This window comes from Lacisediminihabitans sp., from assembly GCF_043726815.1.
In the GTDB taxonomy this organism is placed as follows: Bacteria; Actinomycetota; Actinomycetes; order Actinomycetales; family Microbacteriaceae; genus Lacisediminihabitans.
Genome location: NZ_JAYSJZ010000064.1, coordinates 67,713 through 79,967, shown reverse-complemented (window position 1 = coordinate 79,967; position 12,255 = coordinate 67,713). Strand labels below are relative to the sequence as shown.

14 protein-coding genes are annotated in these 12,255 nt (G+C 69.4%); all 14 read left to right on the top strand.

The annotated features are described in order from the left end of the window. A partial coding sequence (locus ACHZD8_RS09350) for a carbohydrate ABC transporter permease (RefSeq protein ID WP_394770024.1) occupies nt 1-506 on the top strand: 506 nt, incomplete at its 5' end. A 15-nt stretch (nt 507-521) separates the two neighbouring features. Beyond that, nucleotides 522-1,844 (top strand): enolase C-terminal domain-like protein, encoded by a 1,323-nt coding sequence (locus tag ACHZD8_RS09345; protein WP_394770023.1) that lies wholly within the window; start codon nt 522-524, stop codon nt 1,842-1,844. 2 nt (nt 1,845-1,846) lie between these two features. Then, on the top strand, nt 1,847-2,716 hold the full coding sequence (locus ACHZD8_RS09340) for a fumarylacetoacetate hydrolase family protein (RefSeq protein ID WP_394770029.1): 870 nt from the start codon (nt 1,847-1,849) through the stop codon (nt 2,714-2,716). Further along, a complete protein-coding gene (locus ACHZD8_RS09335) occupies nt 2,713-3,714 on the top strand; it encodes an aldo/keto reductase (protein WP_394770022.1) in 1,002 nt (333 codons plus the stop codon). The genes ACHZD8_RS09340 and ACHZD8_RS09335 overlap by 4 nt, the downstream gene beginning before the upstream one ends. Continuing rightward, on the top strand, nt 3,711-4,796 hold the full coding sequence (locus ACHZD8_RS09330; RefSeq protein WP_394770020.1) for an enolase C-terminal domain-like protein: 1,086 nt from the start codon (nt 3,711-3,713) through the stop codon (nt 4,794-4,796). Before ACHZD8_RS09335 ends, ACHZD8_RS09330 begins: the two co-directional genes overlap by 4 nt. 28 nt (nt 4,797-4,824) lie before the next feature. Further along, nucleotides 4,825-5,928: an enolase C-terminal domain-like protein gene (locus ACHZD8_RS09325; RefSeq protein WP_394770018.1), complete on the top strand. Its 1,104-nt coding sequence runs from the start codon at nt 4,825-4,827 to the stop codon at nt 5,926-5,928. Between the two features lie 21 nt (nt 5,929-5,949). Further along, the gene (locus tag ACHZD8_RS09320) at nt 5,950-6,273 is read left to right on the top strand and encodes an L-rhamnose mutarotase (protein ID WP_394770016.1); all 324 of its coding nucleotides are present in this window, start codon (nt 5,950-5,952) and stop codon (nt 6,271-6,273) included. Continuing rightward, nucleotides 6,270-6,929 (top strand): RraA family protein, encoded by a 660-nt coding sequence (locus tag ACHZD8_RS09315; RefSeq protein ID WP_394770014.1) that lies wholly within the window; start codon nt 6,270-6,272, stop codon nt 6,927-6,929. Before ACHZD8_RS09320 ends, ACHZD8_RS09315 begins: the two co-directional genes overlap by 4 nt. Nucleotides 6,930-6,981: 52 nt before the next feature. Continuing rightward, nucleotides 6,982-8,121 (top strand): extracellular solute-binding protein, encoded by a 1,140-nt coding sequence (locus ACHZD8_RS09310; protein ID WP_394770012.1) that lies wholly within the window; start codon nt 6,982-6,984, stop codon nt 8,119-8,121. Next, nucleotides 8,118-8,567, top strand: a complete 450-nt coding sequence (locus ACHZD8_RS09305) for a MaoC family dehydratase (protein WP_394770011.1) — start codon at nt 8,118-8,120, stop codon at nt 8,565-8,567. The genes ACHZD8_RS09310 and ACHZD8_RS09305 overlap by 4 nt, the downstream gene beginning before the upstream one ends. Then, nucleotides 8,564-9,442 carry an amidohydrolase family protein gene (locus ACHZD8_RS09300; protein ID WP_394770010.1) on the top strand — a complete coding sequence of 293 codons (879 nt, stop codon included), beginning with the start codon at nt 8,564-8,566 and terminating at the stop codon, nt 9,440-9,442. The genes ACHZD8_RS09305 and ACHZD8_RS09300 overlap by 4 nt, the downstream gene beginning before the upstream one ends. Then, the gene (locus tag ACHZD8_RS09295; RefSeq protein WP_394770009.1) at nt 9,439-10,620 is read left to right on the top strand and encodes a CaiB/BaiF CoA transferase family protein; all 1,182 of its coding nucleotides are present in this window, start codon (nt 9,439-9,441) and stop codon (nt 10,618-10,620) included. The genes ACHZD8_RS09300 and ACHZD8_RS09295 overlap by 4 nt, the downstream gene beginning before the upstream one ends. Continuing rightward, nucleotides 10,617-11,147: a MaoC family dehydratase gene (locus ACHZD8_RS09290; RefSeq protein ID WP_394770008.1), complete on the top strand. Its 531-nt coding sequence runs from the start codon at nt 10,617-10,619 to the stop codon at nt 11,145-11,147. The genes ACHZD8_RS09295 and ACHZD8_RS09290 overlap by 4 nt, the downstream gene beginning before the upstream one ends. Further along, complete coding sequence (locus ACHZD8_RS09285; protein ID WP_394770007.1) at nt 11,144-12,226, top strand: Gfo/Idh/MocA family protein; 1,083 nt, start codon at nt 11,144-11,146, stop codon at nt 12,224-12,226. Before ACHZD8_RS09290 ends, ACHZD8_RS09285 begins: the two co-directional genes overlap by 4 nt. Nucleotides 12,227-12,255: the final 29 nt, after the last annotated feature.

Here is a 12,255-nt window from a genome sequence, read left to right as displayed (position 1 = left end):
CCCTCGTGGTGCCGCTGTTCGTCGAAATCTCCGCGATCGGGCTGTACGACAACCCGGTGTCGGTGATCCTGACGAGCTCGTTCTACCCGTTCGGGGTCTTCCTCGCCTACATCTACTTCTCGACGTCGATCCCGACCGAGATCTATGAGGCGGCAAAGGTCGACGGAGCCGGCGAGTTCACCACCTTCTTCCGCATCGCCCTGCCGCTCTCCAAGGGACTGTTCGGCATGCTGGCGTTCTTCAGCTTCAGCGCCGCGTGGGTGAACTACTTCCTGCCCTACGTGCTGTTGCAGTCGCAGGAGAACTTCAACCTCTCCGTGGGGCTCGGGTTCCTGTTCACCTCCAGCCCGGCGCTGAACCCCTTGAATGGTGCGCAGCAGAGCCTCATCGGCCGCCCCGAAATCGCGTTGGCCAGCCTGTTCCTCGCCATCCCGATCTTGATCGTATTCATCGCCTCCTCGCGCCTGCTTGTTCGCGGCGTGCTTGCCGGCGCGGTGAAGAGCTAAGGAGTTTGACAACGAATGAGTAGCGTCACCAGCATCCGCACCGTGGACATCAGGTTCCCCACCTCGATCTTCCTGGACGGCTCGGATGCCATGAATCCGGACCCCGACTACTCGGCCGCCTACCTGGTGGTCGAGACCGATGCCGACGACGGCCTGCACGGCGCGGGATTCGTCTTCACCATCGGGCGAGGCAACGACATCCAGTCCAACGCGATCGAAGTGTTGGCCAAGTGGTTCGTCGGCCGCGATGTCGAGGAGCTCCTCGGCGACATGGGCGCGACGTGGAAGGAGATGCTGCACGACTCGCAGTTGCGCTGGCTCGGGCCGGAGAAGGGCGTGATCCACATGGCGATCGGCGCCGTCATCAACGCGCTCTGGGACCTGCGGGCGAAGCGTGCCGGCCAGCCCCTCTGGCAGCACCTCGCCTCCCTGTCACCGGAGGAGACCGTGGACCTCATCGACCTGCGCTACCTGAGCGACGCCCTCACCAGGGAGGAGGCCCTCGAGATCCTGCGGGCCGGAAAGATCGGCGCCGAGCAGCGGATGAGCGAACTCCTCGAGAAGGGCTACCCGGCGTACACGACGGGGCCGGGCTGGCTCGGCTACAGCGACGAGAAGCTCGAACGACTGGCCCGAGAGGCCGTCGCGGACGGGTTCACCCAGATCAAGCTCAAGGTCGGAGCCGACCTCGACGACGACAAGCGGCGACTCGCCCTCGCCCGCCGCACGGTGGGGCCGGGCTTCAGGATCGCGGTGGATGCCAACCAGCGGTGGGACGTGGACGAGGCCGTGGAGTGGATGAGCCAGCTCGCCGAGTTCGACCTGGCCTGGATCGAGGAACCGACGAGCCCGGATGACGTGCTCGGGCATGCGGAGATCGCCCGCCGGCTCGCCCCGATGCCGGTGGCCACCGGCGAGCACGTGCAGAACCGGATCATCTTCAAACAGATGCTGCAGGCCGGATCGCTCGAGGTGCTGCAGATGGACGCCTGCCGGGTGGGCGGGGTGAACGAGAACATCTCCATCCTTCTTCTCGCGGCCAAGTTCGGCGTTCCGGTGATTCCCCACGCGGGCGGGGTCGGGCTGTGCGAGACCGTGCAGCACCTCTCGATGTACGACTTCGTGGCCGTGTCGCGCACGATGGAGGGACGCATGATCGAATTCGCCGACCACCTGCACGAGCACTTCGTCACCCCGGCATCCATCGTCGGCGGCCGCTACCGGGCACCCACCGCCCCCGGGTCGGGAGCCGAGATCCTCGAGGAGTCGATCGGGGTGTGGAGCTTCCCGGCCGGCACCGGCTGGGCCGAGCTCGAGGTCGCCGAGGTGGTCGGCTGATGCTGAGATTCCTGCGAATCGGCGAGGCCGGGGCCGAGATCCCGGCGGCACTGGATGACGACGGCGTGCTCTGGGACCTCTCGTCGCTGACCCCCGACATCGACGGCGACTTCCTCGCCTCCGGTGGGCTGGATGTCGCGGCCGCGGCCGTGGCGGCCGGCGCGCTGCCCGTCATCGACGATCCGGCCGACGGCAGCGGTCTGCGCATCGGGGCACCGGTCGCCCGCCCCCAGGCGGTGATCTGCGTGGGAATGAACTACGCGGCCCACGCGGCGGAGTCCGGGTCGGAGCCGCCCACCCGCACGGTGATCTTCTTCAAGCATCCGAACACCGTCGTCGGCCCATTCGACCAGGTGCTGATCCCGCCGGGGTCGACGAAGACCGACTGGGAGGTGGAGCTCGCGGTCGTGATCGGCACGCGCGCCCGTTACCTCGCGTCTCCGGCCGAGGCGCTGGCCCACATCGCGGGCTTCGCGGTCTCGAACGACGTCTCCGAGCGTGAGTATCAGATCGAGATCTCGGGCGGCCAGTGGAGCAAGGGCAAGAGCAGCGAGACCTTTAACCCGCTCGGACCGTGGCTGGTGCGCCCATCCGACATCGGTGACGGCTCCGGCCTGCGCCTGCGCTCGTTCGTGAACGGCGATCCGCGCCAGGACTCGTCGACCTCCGACCTGATCTTTGACGTCGCGCAGGTGGTCTACGAGCTCAGCCAGTACATGGTGCTCGAGCCGGGCGACCTCATCAACACGGGAACCCCGCAGGGGGTCGCGCTCAGCGGCCGATTCCCCTACCTCCGGCCGGGGGACGTGGTCGAGTGCGAGGTCGCCGGACTCGGTCGACAGCGCCAGGTGGCCGGACAGGGGCGATCGTGAGCCGCCGGGCGCTGGGCCGCGGCGGGCTCGAGGTCGGCTCGTACGCGTTCGGCGTCGCCCCGCTCGCGAACCTGGGGCACGAGGTCACGGATGAGGAGGCGGCCACCGCCCTCGAGGCGGCCTGGTCGGCCGGGGTGCGCTACTTCGACACGGCGCCGCACTACGGCCTCGGACTGGGGGAGCGCCGGCTCGGGGCGTTCCTCGCCACGAAGCCGCGGGACGAGTTCATCCTCTCCACCAAGGTCGGACGAGTGCTCGTCGAGAACCCGCTCGGCGTGCAGCCGGACGACGAGGGATTCGACGTGCGGTCGCCGCTGGTGCGTAGGCGCGACTACAGCGCGGACGGGGTGCGGCGATCCCTCGACGACAGCCTCGAACGGCTGGGGCTCGATCGCATCGACGTGGTGTTCGTGCACGACCCTGACGAGTTCTCTGCCGAGGCCATGGACGGCGCGTTCCCGGCCCTCGACCAGTTGCGCCGCGAGGGCGTGATCGCCTCCTACGGCGCGGGCATGAACCAGAGCGCGATGCTCACCGACTTCGTGCTCAACACCGACCTGGACGTGGTGATGTGCGCCGGCCGGTACACCCTGCTCGAGCAGGGTGCCCTCGACGACCTGTTGCCGGCGGCCTCCGCCCGCGGGGTCTCGGTGGTCGCCGCGGCGGTGTTCAACTCCGGCCTGCTGGCCAGGGACCGCCCGGCGCCCGGCACCACCTACGACTACGCCCCGGCGTCGGCGGAGCTGCTCGCCCGGGTCGGGGCGATCGCCGACGTCTGCGAGGCCAACGGCGTCTCGCTGCCGGCGGCCGCCCTGCAGTTCGCCCTCGGACATCCGGCGGTCGCGACGGTGTGCACCGGCGCGCGCTCGGCCGAGCAGGTTCGCCGCAACGCGGGTCTCTTCGACCTGACCATCCCCGATTCGCTCTGGGCCGACCTCGCCTCGGCCGGCCTGCTCCGAGCGGACGCGCCACTCCCCACGAAAGAGAAGACTCCATGATCATCACCGCCGTCGACGTCGTTCGGGTTGCGGTTCCCGCGTACGACCCCCCGTTCGTCTGGCGGGCGGGGCTCCCCGGCTCCGAGCCGGCGGCGGATGGCGCCTGGCTGGTGATCCGCACCGATGCGGGAGTCACGGGACTGGCCTTCGCCCTGCGAGGTGCGATGCTGCAGGATGTCGTCGACCGCCGCATCCGGGCGGAGCTTGTGGGCCGGGATCCGATCGCTCGCGAACTGCTCTGGGATCGCATGTGGGAGCTGGACCGGATCGACCGCTTCCCGGTCTTCGTGCAGGGCATCGTGGACGTGGCGCTCTGGGACCTCGCGGGCAAGGCGGTCGGGCTGCCCGTGTACCAACTCCTGGGCTCGTACCGCGAGTCGCTGCCCGCGTATGCCTCCACGGTCACCTTCGGCTCGATCGAGGAGTACCTCGACGTGGCGGACCAGTGCCTCGAGCTCGGCTTCCCGGCGATCAAGCTGCACGCCTGGGGCGATGCCCGCAGGGATGCCCGGCTCTCCGAGGCGCTGCGCGAGCACGTGGGCCCGGATGTCCCCCTCATGTACGACGGGTCGGCGGGCTTCGACCTGCTCGACGCGACCTATCTCGGCAAGGCGCTCAGCGACGCGGACTACCTCTGGTACGAGGAGCCGATGCGCGAGTTCAGCGTGACGGCCTACAAGTGGCTGGCCGAGCGAGTGGATGTGCCCCTCATCGTCGCGGAGGTGGCGGAGGGTTCGCACATGAAGACCGCGGACTTCATCGCGGCGGGCTGCGCGGCCGCGGTCCGCACGAGCACCGGACTGCGGGGCGGCTTCACCGGAGCGATGCGCACCGCCCATCTGGCCGACGCGTTCCTGCTGCGCGCCGAGGTGCACGGGCCGGGGGAGGCCAGCCGGCACCTCTGCATGTCGATCAGCAACACCACGTACTACGAGTCACTCATCGTGTCGAACCCGGTGCGCCGGCCGGCCGAGGTGGACGCCTCGGGAAACATCCATGCCCCGACGCTTCCCGGCGTCGGCTTCGAGGAGGCCTGGGTCGACGGGGTGCCCGCACCGCTCGCCGCGGCACTCGCCGACTGACCGAGCGACCACACCCCGAGGAGGATCGATGAAGATCACCGAGATCGAGATACGGGCCTGCAGCCCGGGAGCCGTGGGGGACGCGGTGGATGGCGCCCGGCTCCGCGGCGGTACAGCCCCGGAGGTGGTCGTCGTCTCGATGAAGACCGACGGGGGGATCACCGGCGTCTCGTTCGGCTCCGGCGGACTCGACGCCCGGGTCACCGCCCGGGCGTTCGCGCAGGTGCGGCCGTTCTTCCTCGGCCGCGACCCGATGGCCCGCGAGCAGAACGCGACCGAGTTCCGCTGGTTCGACCGACGCTGGAACCACTCGCCGATCTACGCGTACGGGCCGTTCGACATCGCCTCCTGGGACATCGCGGGGCTGAGGGCCGGCCTCCCGATCCACCAGCTCATCGGCTCGGCCGCGGAGCGTCGCGCGGTCTACGTGAGCTCGATGTTCCTGGAGACGCCGGAGCAGTACGCGGCGCAGGCCCTGGAGGTGAAGGCGAGGGGCTTCCGCGGCTACAAGGTGCATCCTCCCGGGCCGGCGGCCGTCGACCTCGAGGTGTACGCCGCGGTGCGGGAGGCGGTCGGGCCGGACTTTCCCCTGATGGCCGACCCGGTGGCGACCCACAGCTACGAGGAGGCGCTGCGGGTGGGGCGTTTCCTCGAGTCCCTCGGCTTCCTGTGGTTCGAGGAACCCGTGTACGACTACGACATGCAGTCCCTCATCAAGCTGACGAACAAGCTGGACATCCCGATCGCCGGCACCGAGACCATCGCCGGCGGGAGCCACCTCACGGCGCAATTCATCGCGAGCGGCGCGGTGGACATCGTGCGCACGGATCCGTCCTGGCGCGGCGGCATCACCTCGTCGCTCAAGACGGCACACGCCGCCGAGGCGTTCGGCCTGACCTGTGAGCTGCACACGGCCCTGTACCATCCGCTCGAACTCGCCAACCTGCACACCTCCCTGGCGATATCCAACACGGGATGGTTCGAACTGCTGTACCCGATCGAGGACTTCGACTTCGGCCTCGCCGAGCCGCTCGACATCAGGGACGGCTATGCATACGCGCCAGACGCGGCGGGCCTGGGCGCCGTCTACGACTGGGACGCGATCGACGACGCCACCGTGGAACTGGTCTGAGCTCAGAGGAGAAGGAATCGCATGAAACGCATCGCATCGGTGATCGGGCTGCCGCCCGAGAGCGTGGAACGCTACGAGAGCCTGCACGCCGCCGTCTGGCCGGCCGTGCTCGCTCGCCTGTCGGCCAGCAACATCGTGAACTACTCGATCTACCGCTACGGCGAACTTCTGTTCTCCTACATGGAGTACGCGGGCGACGACTACGAGGCAGACATGGCGGCGATCGCCGCCGACCCGGCGACCCAGGAGTGGTGGGCGGTCTGCATGCCGCTCCAACGTCCCGTGGACGACCGCGCGGAAGGGGAATGGTGGAAGGAGATTCCGGAACTGTTCCACCTTCAATGATGGCGACCTTCGAGGCGGCGCCGGGAGACGAGCGGCTGAGCACCGCGATGCTGAGCGACTCCCTCGACGAGTGCGGACTGCGCTCCCAGGTGCTCGAGGCACGCCTCGCGCCGGTGGTTGCCGGCTCCCGCGCGTTCGGGCGGGCCGCGACGGCGAGGTTCGCGCCGAGCGGGCACGACGAGCCGGAGGATCCGTACCGCGCCGCCATCGACTTCATCGCCGGACTCGGGCGCGGCGAGCTCGTCGTGTTCGCGACGGCCGAGAGCGACGCCTCCGCCTTCTGGGGCGAGCTGTTCAGTGCCGCGGCGATCGGGGCGGGCGTCGTGGGGGTCGTGACCGACGGCAACCTGCGGGACAGCGAGCGGATCGCGGCGCTGGGATTCGCCGCCTTCTCGCGGTCGCGGCGACCGATCGACTATCGCCGACGCATGGCGATGGTGGAGTCGCGCACGGTCGTGACGATCGGCGGGGTGCGCATCGCGGACGGCGATCTCGTGATGGCGGACGACGACGGCGTGGTGGTGATCCCTCGCGATCGAGAGCTCGAGGTGCTCGCGGCCGCCCGGCGCCGGGCCTCGAAGGAGTCCACGGTGCTGGCGGAGCTGCTGGCGGGGGAGTCCCTGCGCGCGGTGTGGGATCGACACGGGATCCTATGAAGCACGGGGCAGCCCTTGACGTGATAAATCGATTTACCATAGGGTGGGGAGCATGACAGAGGAGTCGACCCCCGTGGTGCTGCGTGGCATGACCTGGGACCACCCGCGCGGGGTCGACGGCCTGCGCGAGGCGGACCCGCTCCTCCTCGAGAGGCTGGGCGTCACCGTCGAGTGGGAGGCCCGTTCCCTCCTCGCCTTCGGCGACCAGCACGTGGCCGACTTCGCCGCCGACTTCGATCTCCTGGTGATCGATCATCCGCACGTGCCGGACGCCGTGGAGGCCGCCGCGCTGCTGCCCCTGGACGGCATCGCGGGCCTGTCCGACCTCGCACGGGAGAGCGTGGGGCAATCGCACGACTCCTACCGCTATCGGGGCAGCCAGTGGGCGCTTGGCGTGGATGCCGCGGCTCAGGTGAGTGCCTTTCGCCCCGACCTCGCCGACGGCGCCCCCGTCTTCTGGAGCGACGCCCTCGAACTCGCCGGCACCGGAGTGGTGCTCTGGCCGTACAAGCCGGTCGACGCCTTCAGCACCTTCGCGACGCTGCTGGCGCAGCGCGGTGCACCGCTCGCCCGGAGCGGTCGTTTTCTGGACCGAGCCGTCGCCGGCGAGGTGCTGGACTTCATGATCCGACTCGCGGATGCCGTTCCCGCCTGGTGCGCGGACGCGAACCCCATAGACGTGGCCGAGGCCCTCGTCGCCGACAACGACTACAGCGTGGGTGTCGCGCTGTTCGGCTACACCAACTACTCCCGCGCGGGGTTCCGGTCGCACCCGCTCGCGTACGACGACATCCCCTCGATCGACGGCCGGGCGGGCGGGTCGACCCTCGGCGGCGCCGGGGTCGCCGTGTCCGCCTCCACCCGGCATCCGGAGTTGGCGATCGCCGCGGCGGCGACGCTCGCCGGCGCCGAGACGCAGGTCGGCCCGTATACCGCGGGCGGCGGCCAGCCGGGAAACCTGCGCGCCTGGCGCAGCGACCGGGCGAACGACACGACCCGCGGCTTCTTCCGCAACACCCTGCGCACCCTCGAGCGAGCCTGGGTGCGCCCGCGCGTGCTCGGCTGGCCCGACCTGCAACTCGCGCTCTCGCACCTGGTTCGGGACGCGGTCGTGGCGCGGAGGTTCGACGAGACCACGCTCGACCGGATCGAACGACTGCCAGCCACCCACCTCACCGAGGAGATCGAGTGACCTTTTTCGAAGAGTACGAGCTGGGGTCCACCCGGCAGAGCCACGGTCGCACGGTGACCGAGGCCGACATCGTGCTGCACGCCGGGCAGACCGGGGACTTCTACCCGCACCACATGGACGCGGAGTTCGCGAAGACGCTCCCCGGGGGCCAGCGCATGGCGCACGGCACGCTGATCCTGTCGATGTCCGTCGGCATGCTCGCCGGGGAGGTCAATGACCAGGCGATGAGCTACGGCTACGACCGCGTGCGCTTCATCCGCCCCGTGCATATCGGCGACACGATCACCTCGCGCAGCGAGATCGTGGCGCTGCGCGACCACGCCAAACGACCGGAGTCCCTCGGCCTCGCCGAGGAGAAGGTCGAGGTTCTCAACCAGCTCGGCGAGGTCGTCGTCGCGTTCGTCCACCTGTATCTCGTCAACCGTCGACCGGGAAGCCCCTCATGACCGACCTCTACCAGCCAGCCCAGATGATCGACACCCATCAGCACCTCTGGAAGCCCTCCGAGCGTCGGTACGAGTGGCTCGAGGCCATGGGGGCTCCGCTCGACGCCGACTTCGGCCCGGAGGACGTCGAGGCGGATGTCGCGGCCGCCGGCATCACGGGGACCGTGCTCGTGCAGGCCACCGACAGCTACGAGGACACGTTCTACATGCTCTCCGTCGCGTCCCGGGTGCCCGTCGTGCGCGGCGTGGTCGGGTGGGCGCCGCTCGACCGTGCCGCCGAGGCCGAGGCGGCGCTCGACCTGTACACCGAGAACCCGGTGCTGCGGGGAATCCGCGTGCTCAACCACAACTACCCCGACCCGCGGTGGCTGCTGAGGGAGGAGGTGACCGCCGGGGTCGCGCTGCTCGCCCCCCGCGGGCTGTCGCTCGACGTGGTCAGCGTCGTTCCCGAGCACCTCACCATGCTCGTGGAACTCGCGGCGAGGCATCCGCACCTCACCATCGTGCTCGATCACCTCGCCAAGCCCGACATCGCCGGCCGGGGCTGGGAGCCGTGGGCCTCCCTGATCGCCGAGGTCGCCGCCCAGCCCAACGTGAGCGTCAAGATCTCCGGTCTCAACACCGCCTCCGGCCCCGAGTGGACGTGGCGGGACTGGTCGCCGTACGTCGATCACGCCGTCGAGCACTTCGGCTCCGGCCGGGTGATGCTCGGAAGCGACTGGCCCGTCTCCACCCTGGCCGGCGACTTCGGCGGCGTGTGGCTGGCCCAGCGCCAGGTCATCGCCCACCTCGACACGGATCAGCAGGACGACATCCTGTACCGAACCGCGCTCCGCGCCTATTCGCTCGACGGCTCGGGATCGGACCTCTCGTGACCACACCGCTGCCCCTCGAGGGCATGCTCGTGCTCGACTTCAGCCAGTTTCTCGCCGGGCCGATGGCGGCCATGCGTCTCGGCGACCTCGGGGCGCGGGTGATCAAGATCGAGCGGCCGCAGGGCGGCGACATCGGGCGGCGGCTGGCCTTCGCGGGGGTGGTGGAGGACGGCGACACGCTGTCGTTCCACATCACCAATCGCAACAAGGAGAGCTACGCGGCCGACCTCAAGAACGAGGCAGACCGAGACGGCCTCCGCGCCCTCGTCGCCCGAGCCGACGTGATCGTGCAGAACTTCCGGCCGGGCATCATGGAGCGGCTCGGCTTCGGCTACGACGCTGTCTCGGCCATCAACCCCGGAATCGTCTACGCGAGCGTGAGCGGGTACGGCACCGAGGGGCCGTGGAAGGATCGGCCGGGCCAGGACCTGCTCGCCCAGTCGCTATCCGGACTGCCGTGGCTGAACGGCAGCTCCGACGACCCGCCCGTGCCGGTGGGGATCGCGCTCGCCGATGTCATCGCGTCGATCCATCTGGCCAGCGGAATCACCGCCGCCCTGCTGCGCCGGGAGCGCACGGGACTCGGCGGCCGGGTCGACACCAGCCTGCTCGAATCGATGCTCGACCTGCAGTTCGAACTGCTCAGTGCCCACCTCGGCGACCCCTCGATCACCGTCAAGCGGGGAGCGCGCAACACCGCGCACGCCTTCCTCCAGGCGCCATACGGCGTCTATCCGACCTCGGACGGCTACCTCGCGATCGCGATGACCCCGGTGCCGGCCCTCGGGGCCCTTATCAGCCTGGCGACGCTCGAGCAGTACACCGACCCCGACACCTGGTGGACCGAGCAGTCCGCGATCACGCGCGCCCTCGCCGACCACCTCGCCACCCGGTCGACCGAGCACTGGCTGGAGATCCTCGACGCGGCGGATGTCTGGTGCGCCCCGGTGCTCACCCTTCCGGAGCTCGTCGCCCACGACGGATTCCGCGCTCTCGACATGGCACAACAGATCGAACGACCGGATGCCGCCGACGGATCGCCGGTCGCCATCCAGACCACCCGCACCCCCGTGCGCTACGACGGCCGGGTGCTCAAGAACGGCAGGGGAGCCCCGCGGCTCGGGGAGCACACCGAGGCCATCCGTGCCGAGTTCGCCGACGAGGAGGCAGCAGTATGAGGAATCCCAACCCCGACCCGGTGGCCCGCAACGCGGTGCCGGTCTGGAACCAGGACGTGAAACTCTACGAGGACTACGAGGTGGGGGAGGTGGACCGCTCCATCCGCCGCACCATCTCCGAGGGGGAGGTGATGATGTTCAGCAGCATGCTGGTCGACCTGCACCCCTACGTCGCCGACGAGATCTTCGCGGCTCGTGATGGACTCTTCGGCCGGCGCATCGTGCCGGGCGCCCTCGTCTTCGGCTACGGGATGGGCCTGATGGCGCACAACAACGTCAACACCTTCAGCTACGGCTACGACCGGCTGCGGTTCATCAAGCCCCTCTTCATCGGCGACACCATCTACACGATGCGCACCCTGCTGAGGAAGGAGCCGAAGTACGACGAGATGGGCCTGTTCACCGTGTCGTACGAGGTGTTCCGCGCCGACGACGAGCAGATCGTGCTCTACTGCGAGCACCTGCAGACCGTGAAGTACCGGGATCCGGCGGCCGCGCGGGCCCAGTCCAGCCAGGCGTCGTCGTGATCGACCTGTTCGCCGACATCTCCGACTACTGCCGGCTCGTGGTTCCCGAGGCGCACAGGCGCCCCATCGCCATCATCGGCGCCGGGGGAATCGTCGACGGCGCGCACCTGCCGGCCTATCGACTGGCGGGCCTGGAGATCGTGGGGATCACGGACATCGATCCGGAGCGGGCCAGGGACGTGGCCGCGCGCCACGGTATCCCGCGCGTCTACGCGAGCCTGGCCGAGCTGCTCGCGGACGACCGGGTCGAGGTCGTCGACATCGCGGTTCCCGTCACCCACCAGCCGCCCATCTTCCGTGCCGCGGTCGCCGCCGGAAAGCACATCCTGGCCCAGAAGCCCTTCACCGATAGCCCGCAGACCGCGCGCGAACTCGCGGCCCTCGCGGCCGAGGCGGGAGTGGTCGCCGCGGTGAACCAGCAGATGAGGTTCGACGAGGGAATCGCCGCGGCGCACCGGATGGTGGAGGCCGGCTGGCTGGGCACCGTCACCTCGTTCACCCTCACCGTGAACGTCTTCACCGACTGGGCGCAGTGGGAGTGGGCGAAGGAGATGGAGCGCCTCGAGATCATGGTGCACTCGATCCACTACCACGACGCGGTGCGCTGGTTCATGGGCGAGCCGTCGTCGGTCTACGCCGTGGCCGGCCGCACGCCCGGCCAGTATCCGGTCGGCGAGACCCGCACGGCGAGCAGTTACACCTTCCCGGAGGGGAGCTCCGCTCTGGTCTCGGCCAACCACATGAACCTCGGCGGCGACAACTCGGCGGAGTTTCGAATCGAGGGAACCGGGGGCGCCATCCGCGGGACTCTCGGGCTCATGTACGACTACCCGAACGGACGTCCGGACACCCTCGAGGTGACCAGCACCGTCGTGCCGACCGACGGGTGGGTGCCGTACCCGGTGACCCAGCGCTGGTTTCCGCACGCCTTCATCGGGTCGATGGGGTCGGTGCTCGAAGCGATCGCGACCGGCTCGACTCCGCGCAGTGCGGTGAGCGACAACGTGAAGACGATCGAACTCGTGGACGCCCTCTACCGGTCGATGGGCGCCAACGAGGTCGTGCACTTCGACCGCTGAGGGGCGCGATTTCGCGCTCGGGCGGCATT

Coding starts and splice junctions, on each gene's coding strand:
- ACHZD8_RS09345 (WP_394770023.1), top strand. CDS start 522: ATGAGTAGCGTCACCAGCATCCGCACCGTGGACATCAGGTTCCCCACC.
- ACHZD8_RS09330 (WP_394770020.1), top strand. CDS start 3,711: ATGATCATCACCGCCGTCGACGTCGTTCGGGTTGCGGTTCCCGCGTAC.
- ACHZD8_RS09320 (WP_394770016.1), top strand. CDS start 5,950: ATGAAACGCATCGCATCGGTGATCGGGCTGCCGCCCGAGAGCGTGGAA.
- ACHZD8_RS09310 (WP_394770012.1), top strand. CDS start 6,982: ATGACAGAGGAGTCGACCCCCGTGGTGCTGCGTGGCATGACCTGGGAC.
- ACHZD8_RS09300 (WP_394770010.1), top strand. CDS start 8,564: ATGACCGACCTCTACCAGCCAGCCCAGATGATCGACACCCATCAGCAC.
- ACHZD8_RS09315 (WP_394770014.1), top strand. CDS start 6,270: ATGATGGCGACCTTCGAGGCGGCGCCGGGAGACGAGCGGCTGAGCACC.
- ACHZD8_RS09290 (WP_394770008.1), top strand. CDS start 10,617: ATGAGGAATCCCAACCCCGACCCGGTGGCCCGCAACGCGGTGCCGGTC.
- ACHZD8_RS09325 (WP_394770018.1), top strand. CDS start 4,825: ATGAAGATCACCGAGATCGAGATACGGGCCTGCAGCCCGGGAGCCGTG.